The 18,516-nt window shown below is 33.9% G+C and carries 22 protein-coding genes; 7 read left to right on the top strand and 15 right to left on the bottom strand.

Features of this window, described 5'->3' with window-relative positions; all coding sequences use genetic code 11:
• Positions 1-477 precede the first annotated feature (477 nt).
• From ACM44_RS13800 to ACM44_RS13735, 12 genes are all read right to left on the bottom strand, one after another.
• A complete protein-coding gene (locus ACM44_RS13800) occupies positions 478-1,143 on the bottom strand; it encodes a hypothetical protein (protein WP_048500643.1) in 666 nt (221 codons plus the stop codon).
• A 412-nt stretch (positions 1,144-1,555) separates the two neighbouring features.
• Positions 1,556-1,990 carry a hypothetical protein gene (locus tag ACM44_RS13795; protein ID WP_152669385.1) on the bottom strand — a complete coding sequence of 145 codons (435 nt, stop codon included), beginning with the start codon at positions 1,988-1,990 and terminating at the stop codon, positions 1,556-1,558.
• 524 nt (positions 1,991-2,514) lie between these two features.
• Entirely contained in the window at positions 2,515-2,994 is a 480-nt protein-coding gene (locus ACM44_RS13790; RefSeq protein ID WP_152669384.1) for a hypothetical protein, read from the bottom strand.
• Between the two features lie 305 nt (positions 2,995-3,299).
• Complete coding sequence (locus ACM44_RS13785; protein WP_048500640.1) at positions 3,300-3,803, bottom strand: hypothetical protein; 504 nt, start codon at positions 3,801-3,803, stop codon at positions 3,300-3,302.
• A gap of 414 nt (positions 3,804-4,217) precedes the next feature.
• Positions 4,218-4,655, bottom strand: coding sequence for a hypothetical protein (locus ACM44_RS13780; RefSeq protein WP_152669383.1), 438 nt, complete (start codon positions 4,653-4,655; stop codon positions 4,218-4,220).
• A 220-nt stretch (positions 4,656-4,875) separates the two neighbouring features.
• Positions 4,876-5,388 carry a hypothetical protein gene (locus ACM44_RS13775; RefSeq protein ID WP_048500638.1) on the bottom strand — a complete coding sequence of 171 codons (513 nt, stop codon included), beginning with the start codon at positions 5,386-5,388 and terminating at the stop codon, positions 4,876-4,878.
• A 161-nt stretch (positions 5,389-5,549) separates the two neighbouring features.
• Positions 5,550-6,203 (bottom strand): hypothetical protein, encoded by a 654-nt coding sequence (locus ACM44_RS13770; protein ID WP_048500637.1) that lies wholly within the window; start codon positions 6,201-6,203, stop codon positions 5,550-5,552.
• A 292-nt stretch (positions 6,204-6,495) separates the two neighbouring features.
• Complete coding sequence (locus tag ACM44_RS13765) at positions 6,496-6,810, bottom strand: HigA family addiction module antitoxin (protein ID WP_048500636.1); 315 nt, start codon at positions 6,808-6,810, stop codon at positions 6,496-6,498.
• 11 nt (positions 6,811-6,821) lie between these two features.
• Complete coding sequence (locus ACM44_RS13760; protein WP_048500635.1) at positions 6,822-7,103, bottom strand: type II toxin-antitoxin system RelE/ParE family toxin; 282 nt, start codon at positions 7,101-7,103, stop codon at positions 6,822-6,824.
• A gap of 663 nt (positions 7,104-7,766) precedes the next feature.
• A complete protein-coding gene (locus tag ACM44_RS13750) occupies positions 7,767-8,168 on the bottom strand; it encodes a hypothetical protein (protein WP_152669382.1) in 402 nt (133 codons plus the stop codon).
• 341 nt (positions 8,169-8,509) lie between these two features.
• Complete coding sequence (locus ACM44_RS13740) at positions 8,510-9,028, bottom strand: hypothetical protein (RefSeq protein ID WP_048500631.1); 519 nt, start codon at positions 9,026-9,028, stop codon at positions 8,510-8,512.
• A 479-nt stretch (positions 9,029-9,507) separates the two neighbouring features.
• Entirely contained in the window at positions 9,508-10,056 is a 549-nt protein-coding gene (locus ACM44_RS13735; protein WP_048500644.1) for a GNAT family N-acetyltransferase, read from the bottom strand.
• Between the two features lie 234 nt (positions 10,057-10,290).
• Here ACM44_RS13735 and ACM44_RS13730 point away from each other — a divergent pair, with 234 nt between their 5' ends.
• The 5 genes from ACM44_RS13730 (at position 10,291) to arsB (ending at position 13,377) form a co-directional block, all read left to right on the top strand.
• On the top strand, positions 10,291-10,620 hold the full coding sequence (locus ACM44_RS13730) for an ArsR/SmtB family transcription factor (protein ID WP_048500630.1): 330 nt from the start codon (positions 10,291-10,293) through the stop codon (positions 10,618-10,620).
• A gap of 117 nt (positions 10,621-10,737) precedes the next feature.
• Positions 10,738-11,202, top strand: coding sequence for a DUF6428 family protein (locus ACM44_RS13725; RefSeq protein WP_048500629.1), 465 nt, complete (start codon positions 10,738-10,740; stop codon positions 11,200-11,202).
• 11 nt (positions 11,203-11,213) lie between these two features.
• Complete coding sequence (locus ACM44_RS13720; protein ID WP_183325453.1) at positions 11,214-11,705, top strand: GNAT family N-acetyltransferase; 492 nt, start codon at positions 11,214-11,216, stop codon at positions 11,703-11,705.
• Positions 11,706-11,730: 25 nt separating this feature from the next.
• A complete protein-coding gene (locus ACM44_RS13715) occupies positions 11,731-12,342 on the top strand; it encodes an arsenate-mycothiol transferase ArsC (protein WP_048500627.1) in 612 nt (203 codons plus the stop codon).
• A 3-nt stretch (positions 12,343-12,345) separates the two neighbouring features.
• The gene (gene arsB, locus ACM44_RS13710) at positions 12,346-13,377 is read left to right on the top strand and encodes an ACR3 family arsenite efflux transporter (protein ID WP_048500626.1); all 1,032 of its coding nucleotides are present in this window, start codon (positions 12,346-12,348) and stop codon (positions 13,375-13,377) included.
• Between the two features lie 221 nt (positions 13,378-13,598).
• Here arsB and ACM44_RS13705 read toward each other — a convergent pair whose 3' ends face one another.
• Positions 13,599-14,138 (bottom strand): YcxB family protein, encoded by a 540-nt coding sequence (locus tag ACM44_RS13705; protein ID WP_048500625.1) that lies wholly within the window; start codon positions 14,136-14,138, stop codon positions 13,599-13,601.
• Between the two features lie 288 nt (positions 14,139-14,426).
• Positions 14,427-14,699 carry a hypothetical protein gene (locus ACM44_RS13700; RefSeq protein WP_048500624.1) on the bottom strand — a complete coding sequence of 91 codons (273 nt, stop codon included), beginning with the start codon at positions 14,697-14,699 and terminating at the stop codon, positions 14,427-14,429.
• Positions 14,700-14,902: 203 nt separating this feature from the next.
• Here ACM44_RS13700 and ACM44_RS13695 point away from each other — a divergent pair, with 203 nt between their 5' ends.
• Positions 14,903-16,552: a tetratricopeptide repeat-containing sensor histidine kinase gene (locus ACM44_RS13695; RefSeq protein ID WP_048500623.1), complete on the top strand. Its 1,650-nt coding sequence runs from the start codon at positions 14,903-14,905 to the stop codon at positions 16,550-16,552.
• Positions 16,553-16,555: 3 nt separating this feature from the next.
• Complete coding sequence (locus ACM44_RS13690) at positions 16,556-17,218, top strand: helix-turn-helix domain-containing protein (RefSeq protein WP_048500622.1); 663 nt, start codon at positions 16,556-16,558, stop codon at positions 17,216-17,218.
• 646 nt (positions 17,219-17,864) lie between these two features.
• Here ACM44_RS13690 and ACM44_RS15925 read toward each other — a convergent pair.
• Positions 17,865-18,062 (bottom strand): DUF6804 family protein, encoded by a 198-nt coding sequence (locus ACM44_RS15925; RefSeq protein WP_407637859.1) that lies wholly within the window; start codon positions 18,060-18,062, stop codon positions 17,865-17,867.
• Positions 18,063-18,516 lie beyond the last annotated feature (454 nt).

Here is an 18,516-nt window from a genome sequence, read left to right as displayed (position 1 = left end):
AAATTCCGGAAACTTTCACCAGCAAAAATAAAAACCTCCTTTAAATCGCTTAAAAAGAGGTGGTTTTGGTTGAGTTTTGAAAACTATTATTGGAAAATTAGGGTTGTGCAACAGCTACCTGTGTTGAACTAAACCTCCGGTAGCTTTCCCATTCGCCGTTTTATTAACTTTGTTTTTATTAACCTTTTAAAAACCTATAAAATGGCTACAAAAAAAAATCTCCGGAGGATTTAAGGCCGAACAAAATCCTGAATCGTGCCTCGAGCGAAGTTAACGGTTTTGCCGAACTCCTGCAACGCTTCGAAAGAAATATTTCCATCCTGGGCAGAAGCAAACGTACCTTAGATAATTACTCCCGTCAGCTAGCCTGTCCAGAGCGCAGCGAAGGATCTAACAAGCTTCATTTGGCTACGCCGAACCTCCGGTTTCTTGTCTTTCAGATAAAACGAAAGCTTAGTTATTAGCAGAAGTGTTTCTTTAAATTAATGTTGCTGTTTGCAATTTATCTTTTTCAATATCCAATCTTTCAGAAAACCAATCTATAACAATGTTTTTGAACTCGCTTTTATTTATGGTTTTTGGACTTCTTCTTGATTTGAAGTAATTTTCTTTTGTTATTTCTTTAGCAAGTTCTCCAAAAGTTGATAATCTAAATTCTCTTGCAGTTTCAAAAGTGATCTTGTATAAAAAGAATAAAATAATTCCAGAAATAACAAGATATGTAAGATTAAAAAATGTTGAAATGATGGCACAAAATGATAGAACAAATAAAATTGCAATTATAGATTGTTTCGGTTCTAAAATTTGTAGTTTAATTCCTAGTTCTTTTTGGATTTGTTTTACAGTTTTTATTCTATTTTTTCTTGGAATAAGAATTTTTAGATCTGTCTTTGTATCAATTTTTTGTGGAGAAATATTCAGTTTTTCAAAAATACTTTTAAGTTTATAGAATGCTTGTTGATATGTACAATCATCAACATTTTCGTAATTGAATTTTTCCACAATTTTATCTGCTAATTCTTGAATATTTGTTATTGTGTTTAATTCGTCTTGAGATAAATCTATTTCATAATTTTTCTTAAATTCAGAAAGCGAATCCTCTAAATCTTCAATTTCGTAATTTTCAAGTTTATTTCCTTTCATAGACATAGTTTTGACAACATCCTAACTAACGTTAATTCTTAATATTGATAATCAACTTATTACAAAATCGATATCCTCATTAGTAAGCCCAAATTTAGTGATTTGTTTTTGAATTCCTTTGGCTTCAACAATTCTTCTTTCTTCGCCCCAAAATACCTACAGTGACGGCGGAAAATAAATAATGGATTTAAAACATTGAATTTTTCAAACCAACTCTTGCTCGTTAGCGGCTAAAAACAACTCCGTTTTCGAGTAGGGGAATTGCAGGTAACGTTTTTGGGCATTTCTGTTGGCGGGGAAATCGAAGCGAAAAGTTTCGTTTTTGGCGGTGAAAGAAGCACTAATTTTGAATTTAGCACTTCAGCTCCGCTTTTATTTGTTTTTTGTCATAGAATATTTTAGCTGCAGGGTTTCAATCTATGTCTTGTATTTTTAATTTAGCAGTTTCCAAAATTAACCTTGTTAATTCGTATAATTTTTCGTCTTCTTGTGGAATACCATTGTAATAAAACTTCTTTATTGAGTCTCCCTTTTTGAAATTTATTTCAATTGATGGTGCATCAATCCAAGTTGTTTTTGCGGTGTCTTTTTCAGAAATATCAGCAAATAAACCTAAAATTTCTGAATATTTTTCATTGGTTATTTTTCTGCTGTCGAGATATTCATTGTGTCGGAAAATTTTCACTTTAACATTTTTCGTGCTGTTTCTATATGTTGGTATTAGTGTAATATTTGTTTTGCTTCCAATAACAATTGCATTAGAGGTTTCGAATTCTAAATATTCATTTTTTTGCGTAGAACAAGAATAGAAAATTAAAAAAGATATGATTATTAAAATTGCTTTCATTACTTGCAGGATATGCTGCTTCAACCTCCTAACTAACGTTAAAGCAAAGCTTTGGTAATCAGGTAGTTTTATTTTTAATATTTGATAGATAAAAATAGTGAAATTTTATTCCTTAGCGGCTAAAAACAACTCCGTTTTCGAGTAGGGGAATTGCAGCCAATGCCCAAATATACAAAAGTTTCCCACCGGAAAAACAAACACCCTACTGTTTTCTAAAGCACGCTCTCCCAAATGACTATTCACTCGGATCCACACAAATGTCCCTTTCTTCCCAGCAGGAGTAAAATACCGCTCAACGGATCTTACCTCTATTTCTAATTTCTTTCTACGGAATCGGTGATTGCTAATTCAGTTGCCGCCTCCATACCCTTCGGTTAATCGCACCCAAAATCCCGAAAACTTTCACCTGCAAAAATAAAAACCTCCCTTAAATCGCTTTAAAGGAGGCTACTTTTTTTTGTTTTTTCTTGAATTGATTTGAAAATGGAGGTTGCGCAACGGCTACCCTGTTAGCCGTAGTTCCTTTATATTTTAATCAATTTTTTCTCAAAATCTGATAAATATTTTAAACGTATTAAAACATTAGTTGATGTAAAGGAGGGTTTTCCAAAATCAATGTAAACTTCTCCATTTGAAGACTTAATATTCAGTTGATTTGGAATTGTAATTTCATCAGCTTTGTTAAAAACCTGTTTGTATAATTCAATTTCGTTTGTCAATATTAGAATACTTCGGTATATTTTTTTTGAAAATAATGTATAAAATCCTACAATTATAAATGCATCTTCCATAAAATATAAATCGGCTTTTCTATAATGAAAACCCAGATTTTTCCTGCCACTTGTAAAAGTTGAACATTTGACGTTGAATTTTTTTAAACATATTTTGCTTTGAAATTTTGCTAATTTTTCTAATTCTTTTCTAACAATTCTATGAGAGTATGATCGATCTAGATAAATGATGAAACAAAAAATAGAAAAAACAAAAATGAAAAGATAACTCATTGTCCTGTTGGTTGTAAAATTACGGCTAATACCCAAATATACGAAAGTTTCCCAGCCGAGAAACAAACATCCCATTGTGTTCTAAAGAATTCTTTGCCAAATGATTAATAATTTGCCGCCGCCGAACCAGGAGACTCTCCACCTTTCTGACAAAATGAATGCGTAGTTATCATCTAAAGGTTTTTTAGATTTTGATGATCAATTTTGGTTTCAATATCGCCGAATAAAGTAAAATCAGAAATCCGAAAATTATGTAAAAGCTTCTTATGGGTAATTTAGTCAAGTAATAAGCAAATTCACCCAGTTTATTTTTTTTTATTCCATTCATCTCCATCAATATCAGTTCCACACCAAGAAGCTCGTTCTTCAATTTGTTTATATTTCACCACATAAAATGAATTATCCTCAGACCGAAAACCATAAGATTCTTGCTTTGTTTTTAGCATTAGGTTAAGAAGTTTTACAAAATCATTGTAATTATTGTCATCATTCAATTGAAATCTAATTCCAACTTTAGCATATGGTTTTTCTTGCAATTCTTTAATGAGATTGTAAAATTTACTTTCATCCTTTTGTGTAAAATTCGCGGGCAGATTTATAATTTTGTATTTCCAGCCCCTTTCAGTTGAAGGAAATTTATACTCTTCCGGTATTTCATATGTTGCAGATTCTTTTGCAGGCAGACCAATATCTATCACCGAAACATTTATTTCTTTATAAGTTAGAATTGCATAAAACAAAAAAATAATTGGAATAAAAATAGCACTTAAGATTCCTGAGACATAATATATTTTTTTTTTGTTTTTCATATGCTCAATTTTTGCAAACATTTTGACTAACGCTTCTCATTTATTTTGATAGTCAACTTGTTATAAAATTAAAATTCTCATTAGTCAATCCAAATTTAGTGATTTGTTTTTGAATTCCTTTGGCTTCAACAATACTTCTTTCCTCGTCCAGAAATAATTACAGTGACGGCGGAAAATAAATAATGGATTTAAAATATTGAATTTTTCAAACCAACTCTTGCTCGTTAGCGGCTAAAAACAACTCCGTTTTCGAGTAGGGGAACTGCAGATAACGTTTTTGGGTATATCAGTTGGCGGAGAAATCGAAGCGAAAAGTTTCGTTTTTGGCGGTGAAAGAAGCATTAATTTTGAATTTAGCACTTCAGCTCCGCCTTTTATTTGTTTTTTGACATAGAATATGTTGCACGTAGTTTATTATTCTGTTTCTATCAGAACAAATTTTCCTGAATTTATCATTACGTGTAAATCGACTCTATAAATAAAATCAAATCTTGAATCACTGATTGTTTTGAAAGTATAGAATGGATGTTGTCTATTCAGCATTTTTTGTAACTCGGTTAAATCAGTTTCGTCTATTATTTCCTTCTCAATTATTAAACTGCAATCTTTATTTTTTTCAATTTTACGAGTTACAAATGAGTAATTTTCATAAAAAGTAATAGAATCATTCAAAATTTGAAACTCAAACTTAGGATACAATTCAAATTGTTTGTCAAACTCTACTTTATATTTTCCGTTTGGTAAAATACAATTCTGAGAGAAAATATTGTTAGCGAAAAACAATGAACAAAAGAGAATCAAAATTATTTTGATTGATTTATAAGATAATATTTTTGAATAATTTGTTTTCAAAGTAGTTTTTAAAGTGTGTGGTTAAAATTACGTACAACACGCAAAAATACAAAAGTTTCCCAGCCAAAAACTAACAACCTCTTTATTCTAAAGCATTCTCTCCTAAAGGATTATTCATTCATAGCCGCCGAACCAGGAGGTTTCCTGTCTTTCAGAAAAAACGACCCGATGCGGAGCCGAATTGGGCGATGCTAAAGCTTAGTTATGATGCGAGGTTCTTTTATTCTAGTTTTTTAACTCCTCCTTCACGAATGTTTAGTTCTCTACTCACATTTGGAAAATTTTCTATTACAATATCTTTAGGTTTCCCTTCTGTATCAATAAATTTCCAATTTTTTCCTTTATCGGTTGAAATCGCTACTGTAGAGTTTCTTCGCACAATTTTTCCATCTGGGGTTTCAATTGTCATATCATAATAAAAAGAAGTTTGTAATTCGTTCCCGTTGTTAACAAATTTTTTAGGTTTTGAGTATTTTATATCCGTGATTTTATATCCATTTTTTTGCATTTCACCCGTCATCAATTTCAATGCTTCAATTACTTTTTCCTTTCCTCCAAATTTTTTAATTACGGCAGGATAATTGAAGTTGCAGAATTCTTCATAGTTTCCCGAAAATAAAAAATTATTTGCAGCTTTAAATTGATTTTCAATGTTCTCCTTTTCTTCTTTATAATTATTGTTTTCACAAGAAAAGAAAATTACAAAACTTAGTAGAAATAATATTTTTTTCATATTTAACTGAATGTTTTTATAGAATGTCTCATAACGTTTCGGTTTTTCTGCAGGCGGGATAAAAATACGAAAACTTTCTACTTGCTAAACACTTAATTAATCGCTGAAATCTTCGTTTGAAAAATTCGTAGCCGCTTGTAGAAATACGGTCTTACCTGCAGTTATTTTATTTCTAAGTCTATAATATTTTCTGGTTTTTTGGTTGGGTCTTTAAGGTAAACTTTGTTTAAATCAATATTTTCTAACCAATTTGAAATATGAGTTCGTGACTTTTGTGAAGTGTCCTTAGCAATTTCAAAGCTTAAGCTTTTTATAGTATTTTCGGAACCAATAGATTTGCCCCAAAATTTATTATTGTCGTAACTTAATAATAAACTACTCAAATCATTTCCGTCAGTATCGTAAACATTAGGTTTTGTATAAGTTTTTTCAAAAGTCCATTTTGTAATATATCCAATACCGTTTTTATCGATATTTAATTCGTTGTAATCTAAGTTCGATAACACTAAATTAACTTCACCAGAATAATTTTTAGGGACAATAATTTTTAAAGTAGGTGAATATAATTTGTAAATAGTAATAGATAATACAATTATTGTAATTAATGAAAGCCTAAATAGAAAATCTTGTTTTTTAAACAGGAACTTAGCTATGAATGTTAGTATAGTAATACATAACGAAATTAAAATTGAGATAATTATCGAATAAAATAAACTAGAAAAGAAAAATCCTCCAGGTATTAGAGTTAATTGATAAATAAAAATTATCAACAGAAAAAATGATATAACAAGCAGTGTTTTTTTTATAGTTTTCATTCAATAATCCTAACTAACGTTAAATTCAAGCATTGGCAATCAGGTAGTTTTATTTTTAAAATTTGATAGATAAAAATAGTGAAATTTTATTCGTTAGCGGCTGAAAACAACTTTGTTTTCGAGTACGGGAATTGCACATAACACCCAAAAATACAAAAGTTTCCCCGCCAAAAACTAACAACCTCTTTATTCTAAAGCATTCTCTCCTAAAGGATTATTCATTCATAGCCACCGAACCATGAGGTTTCTTGTCTTTCAGACAAAAACCATCTGATGCGGAGCCGAAGCTCAGTTATTGGGCGATGTTTTTTTCTTTCTCTCTTCGGATTCTGTTAATTCTCTTGACTTCACCTGACTTTTCTTTTAATTCATTCTCAATATCATAATCATCTTGAAGTCCCAGCCAAAATTTTGCTGAATTTCCAAAATAGGCACTTAATCTAACAGCTGTATCTGCCGAAATTCTTCTATTTCCTTTAATGATTTCCGAAACTCTGGTTTGGGGAATATCCAAATCCTTTGAAAGTCTATATTGCGAAATTTCAAGTGGAACTAAAAATTCCTCTAATAATATTTCTCCAGGCGTTATATTTCTCAACTTTTCCATGTCTTCTAAATTTAATGGTAATCTAAAATTTCAACTTCAGAAGCATTTCCGTTATCCCATTTGAAAACAATCCTCCATTGACTATTAATTCTGATGCTATAAAACTCCTTTAAATCGCCTTTCAGTTTTTCAAGGCGATTTGCCGGAGGAATCTTTAAATCATTAATATCCATCGAGTTATTAATCATTCTCAATTTTCGTCTTGCAACTTCCTGAATTTCTGGAGGAAGTTTTTTGGAAACAATACCGTTCCAAATTTTTTCGGTTTCTTTATTTCCAAAAGATACAACCATACCTTTAACGTTACTAACGTCAAAGGTAAGTAAAAATTTTGGTTATTGATATTGGCGTCGAATTTTTATAAAATGACGCCCAAAAGAGCGCGGATTCGTGAAGTTCCCTCTAAAAGCTTGCTTTCCAGAAGGGGATTTTGCCAAGCCGCGTTCCGAGATGCAAAAGTATTGGCGAAGGGCGGGCTAAATTTAACCGAAAGGTTCAATTTCGACCAACCGAAGCGAATGCTTTTCCAAGAAACTAAATTGCGAAAAAATGTGAAGTGGAAAAAGCAGGCGCGCCTGAATACTTCGGAAAGTTCTACTTGCTGTCAATCCCCGCATTTTGCCAATACAACCTTGTATGCAGGTTTTTTCAAAGTCTTGCTTGAGTTGCCAAATAAAAACTTATCAAAATCACACAGTAGTACATAAACAGATTTGTAATTAGGAAAAGAATTTCTTTTATTTTTGTTTCTTTTCTATTTATTGATTTTACACTTCCGTAAGTTAAAAAAGCCAATGATAGTAGGATTGTGATAAAGGATAAAATAAAAACATATTTTACGACATCTTCATAAAAACCCCAATTAAAATTGTAATTACTCAAATAGTAATTTTGAATTCCAAAAGCGATAATGAAAACATATAAAAACAACTGATATTTATAAACTTTTTCAAGTCTCATCTCATTTTTGTTTTGTAAATTATTGAATCATAATTAATTGCCACTTGGATTGAATCAAAATAGTTTCTGTACTCAAAATTAGAACTAAATTCATTAACGTATTTTTTTACAGTTTCCAAATCGGTGTTTTTTAGTGAATCTTTATCAAGTAATAATTCGAAATTTTCCAGTTTAGAAATTTTGTCATTTTTTAAATCTCTAAAATACCACAACGTATCATTTACGTCTCCAATTTCCATTTTTAAGTTATATTTTATGTTTAAATCATAAAGTAAGTTTGAAGTTTTTTGAGAACTTTCATACCTAGGAAATCTCTTAATCCAACTGAACGGATTTAAATAGAAAAACATAGGCAAAAACACGAGGATTATGAAAATTATTGTTACTAATTTCTTCATTTTCAATTTGATAACGATTGTTGTAAAATCCTAACTAACGTTAAATTCAAGCATTGGCAATCAGGTAGTTTTATTTTTAAAATTTGATAGATAAAAATAGTGAAATTTTATTCGTTAGCGGCTAAAAACAACTTTGTTTTCGAGTACGGGAATTGCACATAACACCCAAAAATACAAAAGTTTCCCCGCCAAAAATAAACAACCTCTTTATTCTAAAGCATTCTCTGCTAAAGGATTATTCATTCATACCCGCCGAACCAGGAGGTTTCCTGTCTTTCAGAAAAAACCACCAGATGCGAAGCCAAACTGGGCGAAGATTAGGTATTATGCGAAGGCAAATTTTATTGTAGTTTGAAGTTTCTTCCCTCAATTCCTTTAATAGAATCGTTTTCAACAATATAATTTTCGGTTTTCGATCGTAGAATGATTCTATTTTTTTGAAATTCAATTTTTCCAGCTAAAACATTTGTTTTGTTAGTTCTTGGGTCGGTTTTCGTAATAAGGAAATTTTGTTTTTTCTTGTTGATAAATACTGAATAATTGATATCTTGAAATTTGAAATTTCCACTGACATAATTTTCGGCCAAATGTTTCTGGTTCGCTTTAGTCAAGATTAATAGCAAAATCATAGGCGCCAAAAAAATGTTTGCCAAAAACGCAATTTTAAATCTTGGTCTTTTCGCAAAATGTAGAATTGCGAAAATTATTAAGTTGATAAGAACAACAAAGATGATAAGATATGTGATTGAAAAAAATTCAGGATTTGAATAAAATTTTCCTATAAAATAATAGCGGATTAAGATCCAAAGTAATAATATATCAATTACTATTATCCCAATTACTTTTTCTGCATTTTTCATTTAGCGGTCTGTTTGGTTGCTTCTGCAAAACGATCGGGCATTTCTCTTGGTGGGGATTATGATTATTTGTTTTTGTAAATATAACAAAATAAACAACGATCGAAATTCTTTAGAGGTAAACTTCGACCCCGCTAATAGAAATACCTTCTTGCCTGCAGGCATTAAAATTTATTTCCATCTTCTAAATCACCAGCAATTTTCTCTCTTCCATTTTATACCGAGTTTATCTAGTATTTCCGTTTCGAATTATATAAGTTATATACATTATCGCAATGTTTATTTTTGGAATTTACTTTGTGTGAAATACTTGTTTTGCTTGCAGCTAGCACCCAAAAATACAAAAGTTTCCCCGCCAAAAATAAATAAACTCTTTATTCTAAAGTATTCTCTCCTAAAGGATTATTCATTCATAGCCGCCGAACCAGGAGGTTTCCTGTCTTTCAGACAAAACGACCCGATGCGGAGACGAAGCTCAGTTATTAGCGGTTCGGCTTTTTATGCCCCCAAGTTGCTTTTTTCAATTCAAACCAATCTGTTGGGTCGCCTTCATAGTCAAAAGTTTCTTGAAAGTCAAACCCCAACTTAGTCAACACCTTTTTTGAATTTACATTTCTGGGGTCACTTATTGCAAAAATTTTGTCCGTATTCAAATGTTTAAATCCATAGTCTAAAATCGCGGCTGATGATTCGGTCGCAAAACCTTTTCCCCAATGCTTTCTCTTAAACCTGTAGCCAAGTTCGTAAAAGTTTTGGTGGTTGTTTAAAGGCTGGTCGAAATATTTTAACCCAGACCAACCAACACATTCATTGGTCAATTTGTCCACTACAGCCCACCGAGCAATTCCATTTTCTTCGTATTGCACTTTTAGCATTGCAATGACTTTTCTTATTTCGTCAATAGATTTCACAGGATTGTTTTCAATAAACAAATGAACTTCCGGATCTGAGTCCATTTCAAATAAGTCCCTTTCGTCTGTATATTCTAATTCTCTTAATATTAAGCGTGCTGTTTCTACAATTATTTTCATTTTGTCCTGGCTTTCTTGGGTTCGGTGCAAGTCTGTAAGCTGATCGCCGACAACCAAATATACGATAGTTTCCCAGCCGAAAAACAAACATCCAATTTTTTCTAAAGCATGCTCTGCTAAAGGATTGTACAGAGCAGCAGAGCAATACATCAGTTAAGCGGTATCAAATTTTCTAATAAAACATTTTGCAGTTAAAAAATAACATCGTAATATTGCGATACATAATTCGGAACAATGGGACTTACCAAATCAGATATTTTTACAGACGAACAAAATAAATTGGCTTCTTTATTCAAAGTTTTAGGACATCCGGCAAGGATTGCTATCTTACAGCACATCATCAACCAGAAAGCCTGTATCTGCAACGATTTGGTAGAAGAATTAGGATTGGCACAGGCAACCATTTCGCAGCATCTGAAGGAATTAAAAAATTCCGGTATCATCAAGGGTGCTATTAACGGTAAATCCGTTTGCTACTGTATAGATGAAAAGGTTTGGGAAAAAGTACAGAATGAATTTGATATATTTTTCAATCAAAATGTAAAAGTAAACCAATGCTGTTAAAGGCATTTTTTTATCACTTTTATTATCGTCATATTGCAATGTATCATTCCAAAACAGCCGCATTATAAAAACAGAAAGGAGAACAATAACATTACTATATCGTAAAATCAAAGCTTTATGAAACTATCAAAAATCAAAGAAATCTTGCCAGCATTGGATAATGTTGAATTCCAATTAGAGAACGGCACATTTGTACCGGAACACTTCCACGTTACAGAAGTAGGCGTAATCACAAAACATTTTATTGATTGTGGCGGAATAATCAGAAATGAAAAAACAGTCAATTTCCAACTATGGAATGCCAACGATTTGGAACACCGGTTGAAGCCAACCAAGCTATTAAACATCATCAAACTATCCCAAGAAAAATTGGGGATTGAAGATGCTGAGATCGAAGTAGAATATCAAAGCGACACCATTGGCAAATACGATTTGGATTTTAACGGAAACCATTTTGTACTAAAAAACAAACAAACCGCCTGCCTTGCCAGTGATGCCTGCGGTATTCCTGCGGAAAAGCAAAAAGTAAAATTATCAGAATTAAACAGTGCGTGTTGCACACCAAATTCGGGATGTTGCTAAACTTTACAAGCATGAAAATACAATTGATTACCGAAGACAATTTTTCAGACGTTGTAGAAATCTACAAACAGGGATTAGCGACCAATATAGCCACTTTTCAAAACGATTTACCTCAATGGGAAGATTGGGACAAAGGGCATCTTTCCTTTTGCAGAATTAGTATTTATGAAGATAATAAAATGCTTGGTTGGACGGCCCTAACACCAGTTTCAAGCAGATGTGTTTATGCAGGTGTTGCAGAGGTAAGTGTGTATGTTTCACAAGAGGAAAGAGGAAAAGGTATTGGTAAAATACTTTTGGCGGAATTGATTAAGCAAAGCGAAGCAAACGGAATATGGACATTACAATCCGGTATATTTTCTGAGAACATTAGCAGTATAAAACTACACGAAAAATGCGGTTTTAGAATGGTAGGCTACAGAGAAAAAATAGGAAAGAAAGACGGTATTTGGAAAGACAATGTTCTAATGGAACATAGAAGCAAAAATATTGGAATAGATTAAAAAGCATTAAACTAAAAACTCAATGATGTACATCGTATTATTAAAAACAATAGAACAATTAAAATCGCTAAATATCAGTGAAGAACGTAAAGCAACATTACAACCATTGATAGAGTTTGTACAGCAAAAAACAAAAAATAGGCAGGAAATAAACATCAACTTTATTTGCACCCACAATTCACGCAGAAGCCATTTGTCACAGATTTGGGCACAGGTGGCAAGTGTGTACTACAACATCCCGAATGTACACTGCTATTCGGGCGGAACAGAAGAAACGGCATTGTTCCCGAAAGTCGCGGAAACATTGACAGAACAGGGATTTAATATCTTCACAATTGCAGACGCCAAAAATCCTATATATGCCATAAAATACAGCGATAATGCCTTGCCTATCATCGGCTTTTCAAAAATATACGACAGCCCTTTCAATCCCGTCTCAGCATTCGCAGCCATCATGACCTGTGCGCAGGCAGACCGGGGATGTCCTTTTATTGCGGGAGCAGAAAAACGAATACCTATCCCGTTTGAAGATCCTAAAATTTCTGACAACACGCCGGAGCAATCGCAGGTGTATGCAGAAAGGAGTTTGCAGATTGCAGCCGAAATGTTTTATGTCTTTTCAAAAATCAGCCAATAACCAATGCAACCAAAACTAAAATTCTTAGACAGATACCTCACCTTATGGATATTCCTGGCAATGGCAACAGGTATAGGGTTGGGACATTTTTTTCCAGGTATTTCAAAAATTACCAATGCCTTAACCGCAGGTACTACAAATATTCCATTGGCGATAGGATTGATATTGATGATGTACCCGCCATTGGCAAAAGTGGATTACACATTACTGCCAAAAGCATTTAAGGATAAAAAAGTAATCGGTGTTTCCTTATTGCTCAATTGGGTAATCGGCACAGCATTGATGTTCGGATTAGCTGTTTTGTTTTTACGGAACGAACCCGATTATATGACCGGCTTAATACTGATCGGCTTGGCAAGATGCATCGCAATGGTAATCGTTTGGAGCGATTTAGCTAAAGCAAACAGAGAATACACAGCTATGTTAGTGGCATTAAACAGCATCTTTCAGATGATAAGTTACAGCTTTTTGGTTTGGTTGTTCATCAACGTACTGCCAAGCAAATTGGGGTTAGCCAATTTCAATGTAAGCGTATCCATGAAAGACGTAACCGAAAGCGTATTGATCTACTTAGGCATTCCTTTCTTCGCAGGGTTTTTAAGCCGTTACGCTCTTATCAAATCAAAAGGTATAAATTGGTACAACACGAAATTCGTACCCAAAATTTCGCCTATTACCTTATATGCCTTACTCTTTACCATCGTATTAATGTTCAGCTTGAAAGGCGATAAAATAGTAGAGTTACCAATGGATGTCTTAAAAGTAGGAATACCCTTAATCATCTATTTTGTAATCATGTTTTTCATGAGCTTCTTCATCAATAAATCCTTAAAAATCCCTTACGACAAAAACGCGTCAGTAGCATTTACCGCAACGGGAAACAACTTTGAATTAGCCATCGCAGTAGCCATATCCATATTTGGCATCCATTCACCACAAGCGTTTGTGGGCGTCATAGGACCGTTGGTAGAAGTTCCGGTACTTATCCTGTTAGTAAGAGCAAGTTTATGGCTAAAGAAAAAATACTACGCCTGAAAAAACAGCAGGTGCTTTTTCAGATTTCTAAATTAAGGAAAAAAGCAGAAGGAAAGCATACTATGCTCGTCTTAAACAACATAAAATGTAAAATGGTGCACAGAATCTTTACGGTCATTCAACGGAAATCAAACTTTGTGAACTTGCATAAATTTGCCGCTTAATTTTATCGTTTTTTACTTGGTTTTTGTCATAGAATAGGTAAGCTGATGTTTTTGTTACTACCATTTCCAACTCAATTCTCTTTTGAATTTTATATTATTAGATTCTATTAAGTGCTTAATATCTGAATATAATTCTTCAATATTTTGTATTTTCAGTTTTGGAATTACAATAGCAGTTCCATTATCTAATTTTAAAAAAATATAATCTCTTGTTTCAATAATTTCTTCAAGGGATTTAATTGAAATGCTAGAATTACCGTTAGATTCTATTTCTTCAATATGTTGATTAGCAATAATTAATTCAATTTTTTTATTAAAACGTTTGTTAAAAACTTCGTTTACATGTTTTTCATAATGTTTTTTGTGCCTCCTTTTATCCCAAATAGGATAGAAAAGTATCAATATTATAGTAACCCCCAGAAAATAATGAGATAGAGGACTGTTTTTAATATACGAGAAAATAGTGCAACCAATAAAGGTGATAGCAATAATCAAAAATGATTTAACTCTTTGTTCTTGAATATTTTTACTTTTTGAAGCAAAATATAATTGATGATTTAAAAAGTCATTTTCATCAAGGGAAAACTCATATTTCATTATTATATTTGTATAAAATCCTGTCTAACGTTTTTAATTCACACTGATAATCAGCTTGTTATAAAGTTAATATTCTCATTAGTCAAACCAAATTTAGTGATTTGTTTTTAGATTCTTTTTGGGGCAGCCATTTTTCTTTCCTAGTCCAGAAATTAGTACTGTCACAGCGGATAAGAAATCATGGATTTAAAATATTGAATTTTTGAAACCAAATACATCAAATACCCTCCTACCCCGTTCTGAAGCAGCTATTTTGGGTCATTGAGAAACAGAACCATCCCCCAAAGTTTAATTGACCACGTACTTTTCAATAATATATTTTGTGACGGGCTTCAAGGTCTTGCCGGTACGCGGACTCAGTCCATAATGGGTGAAAAATTCTACCTTTTTATCCGATTTATCATACCACACCCTGCCTATCGCATTGTTAACCGTGAGGGTATCCGGAGCATTTATTTTTCTGAATAACCTCACCATATCTTCATTTGCAGCGACGAGTTGTTTCCCATTTGTTTGCTCATCACAAAATGCGGTTTCGTAATAGTCGTTTTGCCAGTACATGCATTCCTGCCTCCTCTTTTCAATCTCCTGATGGCAACATCAATGCAACTGCAATCCATAAAATGGATCACGTCAGCATCGAAAATCCGGATATCTTGAACAATGCGGACGGAGATACAGGAGGAGAGGATGCAACCATCCCCAAAAAGTAATAAACGAGAGGCTTTTGTAGCCTCTTTTTTTTATCTTTGAAAGAAAATATTATGAAATTAACAAAAAATTACTATTTGATAGTACTTTTTATAATTTTATCTTGCTCTGAAAAAGAGAATACAAACCATACCAATCCCAACTACGAAAAAGCATGGCACTTTTTTGAGAACGGCAACGAAACAGAGGCTTTCAAGTATTTTGCGATAGCTAAAAACGATTTTCTACAGAATAATGACAGTATTGGCGTCGGGAAATCATTGATGAATGGCTCGATTATCTTATTAAATGCAGGAGATTATTTCGGAAGTGAGGAGTCCAATATTCAGGCATTGAAATATTTAAAAAACGCTGATGATCATGAATATGTGTTTTCTGTGTACAATTCAATTGCCATTTCCAGAAAAAAACTCAAAGACTACAAATCGGCTTTAGCATGGTATGAAAAAGCGCTCGAAGCTTCCAGGGATTCTTTAGAAAAAACTAAAATTCGGAACAATATTGCCGTTGCGCTTTCCAAATCGAAAGAATATGATAAAGCGATCGCTGTTTTGGAAGATTTAGCTCATCAACCGGAATACCATCAAGATCTCAATACACAATCGAAAATCCGTGACAACCTCGCTTTTACAAAATTTCTACAAAATCCCAACCACAACGCAGAACCGGAACTAAAACAGGCTTTAAGCATCCGGGAAAATGAAAATGATCTTTGGGGACAAAATGCAAGTCACGCCCATTTATCGGATTATTTTTATGAGAAAGATAAGCTGAAATCCCTTTTTCATGCTCAAAAAATGCTCGAAATCGCCTCAGATCTCCGCAGTCCCGATGATCAGCTGGAAGCACTTCAGAAATTGGCCTTATTGGAATCCTCCGACCGCGCAAAAAAATACTTTCTCCAATACCAAAAGCTCAACGACAGTGTTCAGACAGCAAGGGCAATAGCAAAAAACCAGTTTGCATTGATTCGCTACGGAACGGAAAAAGAAAAAGCAGAAAATGCAAGAAAGCAAAATCATATCTTGAAACAAAATATCGCAATCGGGGTATTGGCAATCAGTCTCCTCGGCGGTTTTATTGTATATAAAAAAAGAAAGAAAGGATTGCAGCAGGAAAAAGAGATCGAAGTAAAGAATACCCAGCTGAAATACTCCCGAAAAGTGCATGACATCATAGCCAACGGATTGTACCACACCATGGTCGAAATCCAGAATAATGCGGAGTTTAATAAAGAAAATATCCTGAACCGGATCGAAAAAATGTATGAAGATTCCAGAGATATTGCCCGGGATGATTTGATGGAAGTAGCCGAAAAAGAGTTTGCAGCTCGTTTGTCGGAGATGATCTACTCCTATCAGTCTTCCGACCAAAAAGTATTTGTGGTAGAAAATGACCAGGAGAAATGGCACGGGATTTCGCCGGCCGTGCAATCCGAAATTTATTACGTTTTGCGGGAAGCCATGGTGAATATGGTAAAGCACAGCCGCGCATCTCTCACATCTGTTAAAATAGAAAGATCCGGAAATAATTTATCCGTAAAATATACCGATAATGGCATTGGCATTGAAGACCGGGAAAAAATTTCCGCTTCCGGAATCCGAAATATGGAAAACCGTATTGAAGCAATCCGTGGAAAGGTTATTTTTGGCAAAAATCCGAAAGGAGGATTGACTATCAACATTTCAGTTCCAATTCATTAGATTATGTTTAAAAAAGTTATCATTGCCGAAGATCACGAGATCAGAAATTTAGGCGTCGTAAATACCCTGAAAGAATTGCAGATCCCGCAGTACGTATTTGTGAATTACTGTGACGATGGCCTGAAGAAAATTCAAAATGCGCTGGATGAAGGCAATCCTTACCAACTGTTGATTACAGATCTCGGATTCGACAGGGATCACCGGGAACAGCATATCACTTCCGGGCAGGAGCTCATCGATAAGGTCAGAATCATACAGCCCGATCTTAAAATCATCGTTTTTTCGGTTGAAAAAAAGCCGAAAACCATCGATGAACTTTTTAAGAAGCACGGAATCAACGGATATGTAAGCAAGGGCAGAAATGATGCAAAAGAGTTGAAAAGCACCATACAAAAAGTATATTCGGGAGACCTGGTCATTCCTCAGGAAATTATGAACTCCATCCGGAACAACCCCCATGAAATTTCCGAATATGACTTGGCGCTGCTCGGACTTCTGTCAAAAGGATGGAAACAGCATGAAATATCGCAACATTTTCAGACCAATGGACTCAATCCGAACAGCAGAAGCGCGATAGAAAAACGGCTGAACGAATTGCGCGAGACGCTGAATGCGAAAAACAATATCGAAATGGTAGTGATCTGCAAAGACATCGGAATCCTTTAAAAATCTGCAACTTAAAACACATGCAACCTCTCATTTGATGGGAGGTTTTTCATTTCCGGTAAAATATTTCCCCGTTTTATGGTTTTCCGTAAGGCAGAGTCTGAATATCACAGTACTTTTGATGTCCCAAACAATTAAGTTGTCATGTAATGACATCCGGGGCAAAACCTTTTGTACCAAAATGGAACCAGAAAAAAGATGCATCCCATGTTGTTACAAATTAGGAAGAAAACGTATTAGAAGCTTATTCAAAGCGGGGGTGGAAATGTAGTCGTCTGCAGAGGAAGCTCGTCCGCAAGAAAGTCCAGTTGATCTGGAAATTTTTCAAAACCGAAAAGAGCGCCGGCCAAAAAATAAAACACAAATTCATCATATGGCCTAAATATCATTTCCGATAATGGATTGTATTACGGCGTTTCATCCGCAAACCGAAAAAAGCCCGAGTAATGTTACAAAGGCTATTCGGTTTTGCCGGGTGAAAATTTCGGATGAAAACTGTGCTTTTCACCGAATATTTAAAGCATGCTCTCTTTGCTGTAGGTGAAGTTCAGGAAGTTTTCTAATTGCAAGATGTAGGTCATAACTTCCTTTTTCACAAGTACCAAATGTATATCAATTTTGCATGGTTTAACATTTAGTCAAAATATCAATTTGATTCTTTTTTGTTTTTTAAGAGACTTACCATTAACCCCAGAGCTGCGACAACATCCACAATATTCCATAGTTCCCTTCCCAAAGAAATCTTCAGCAAAGGCTGAAATAATAGAGCCAATACACCGTAAACCCACCTCTCAGTTTGCTTATTTTCCTGGTGAGCTTTGTAAGCTAAGATTCCAAATCCAATTGTAATCCTCCCATTATGGTTTCTTCTTTTCTAAGTTTTAGCAGTTTTTCAATAATAGAACTATCCTCCATTGTCGATAACCATTGGATCAATTCAATTTTTTATTTGGCGTTTGCGTGTTGATAATATTTACTACTTGAATTCACGCTTATGAATTTAATAGGTGATTGTCGTTTTACAAAAATCGCCACCCGTTTCGGTTATCTGCGAAGCCGGGGATTTCCAGCACAAAAGTTCCATAAAACAACCAAAAAAACACCCATTCCCTGCACTTCCGGCAGGCGGGAAAGCCGTTCAGCCCCGCTTTTGGAAACACCTTCATTTAAGCCCACCCGAAATCCCGGAAACTTTCACCAGCAAAAATAAAAACCTCCTTTAAATCGCTTAAAAAGAGGTGGTTTTGGTTGAGTTTTGAAAACTATTATTGGAAAATTAGGGTTGTGCAACAGCTACC

The sequence above is a fragment of the Chryseobacterium koreense CCUG 49689 genome (assembly GCF_001045435.1).
Classification (GTDB): Bacteria; Bacteroidota; Bacteroidia; order Flavobacteriales; family Weeksellaceae; genus Kaistella; species Kaistella koreensis.
Note: the sequence above shows the minus strand (reverse complement) of the source record. Positions and strands in the feature narration are given on the sequence as shown.

Coding starts and splice junctions, on each gene's coding strand:
- ACM44_RS13775 (WP_048500638.1), bottom strand. CDS start 5,388: ATGAAAAAAATATTATTTCTACTAAGTTTTGTAATTTTCTTTTCTTGT.
- ACM44_RS13760 (WP_048500635.1), bottom strand. CDS start 7,103: ATGGTTGTATCTTTTGGAAATAAAGAAACCGAAAAAATTTGGAACGGT.
- ACM44_RS13725 (WP_048500629.1), top strand. CDS start 10,738: ATGAAACTATCAAAAATCAAAGAAATCTTGCCAGCATTGGATAATGTT.
- ACM44_RS13690 (WP_048500622.1), top strand. CDS start 16,556: ATGTTTAAAAAAGTTATCATTGCCGAAGATCACGAGATCAGAAATTTA.
- ACM44_RS13785 (WP_048500640.1), bottom strand. CDS start 3,803: ATGAAAAACAAAAAAAAAATATATTATGTCTCAGGAATCTTAAGTGCT.
- ACM44_RS13750 (WP_152669382.1), bottom strand. CDS start 8,168: ATGAAGAAATTAGTAACAATAATTTTCATAATCCTCGTGTTTTTGCCT.
- ACM44_RS13765 (WP_048500636.1), bottom strand. CDS start 6,810: ATGGAAAAGTTGAGAAATATAACGCCTGGAGAAATATTATTAGAGGAA.
- ACM44_RS13770 (WP_048500637.1), bottom strand. CDS start 6,203: ATGAAAACTATAAAAAAAACACTGCTTGTTATATCATTTTTTCTGTTG.
- ACM44_RS13720 (WP_183325453.1), top strand. CDS start 11,214: ATGAAAATACAATTGATTACCGAAGACAATTTTTCAGACGTTGTAGAA.
- ACM44_RS13700 (WP_048500624.1), bottom strand. CDS start 14,699: ATGTACTGGCAAAACGACTATTACGAAACCGCATTTTGTGATGAGCAA.
- ACM44_RS13715 (WP_048500627.1), top strand. CDS start 11,731: ATGTACATCGTATTATTAAAAACAATAGAACAATTAAAATCGCTAAAT.
- ACM44_RS13695 (WP_048500623.1), top strand. CDS start 14,903: ATGAAATTAACAAAAAATTACTATTTGATAGTACTTTTTATAATTTTA.
- ACM44_RS13705 (WP_048500625.1), bottom strand. CDS start 14,138: ATGAAATATGAGTTTTCCCTTGATGAAAATGACTTTTTAAATCATCAA.
- arsB (WP_048500626.1), top strand. CDS start 12,346: ATGCAACCAAAACTAAAATTCTTAGACAGATACCTCACCTTATGGATA.
- ACM44_RS13740 (WP_048500631.1), bottom strand. CDS start 9,028: ATGAAAAATGCAGAAAAAGTAATTGGGATAATAGTAATTGATATATTA.
- ACM44_RS13795 (WP_152669385.1), bottom strand. CDS start 1,990: ATGAAAGCAATTTTAATAATCATATCTTTTTTAATTTTCTATTCTTGT.
- ACM44_RS13730 (WP_048500630.1), top strand. CDS start 10,291: ATGGGACTTACCAAATCAGATATTTTTACAGACGAACAAAATAAATTG.
- ACM44_RS13790 (WP_152669384.1), bottom strand. CDS start 2,994: ATGAGTTATCTTTTCATTTTTGTTTTTTCTATTTTTTGTTTCATCATT.
- ACM44_RS13735 (WP_048500644.1), bottom strand. CDS start 10,056: ATGAAAATAATTGTAGAAACAGCACGCTTAATATTAAGAGAATTAGAA.
- ACM44_RS13800 (WP_048500643.1), bottom strand. CDS start 1,143: ATGAAAGGAAATAAACTTGAAAATTACGAAATTGAAGATTTAGAGGAT.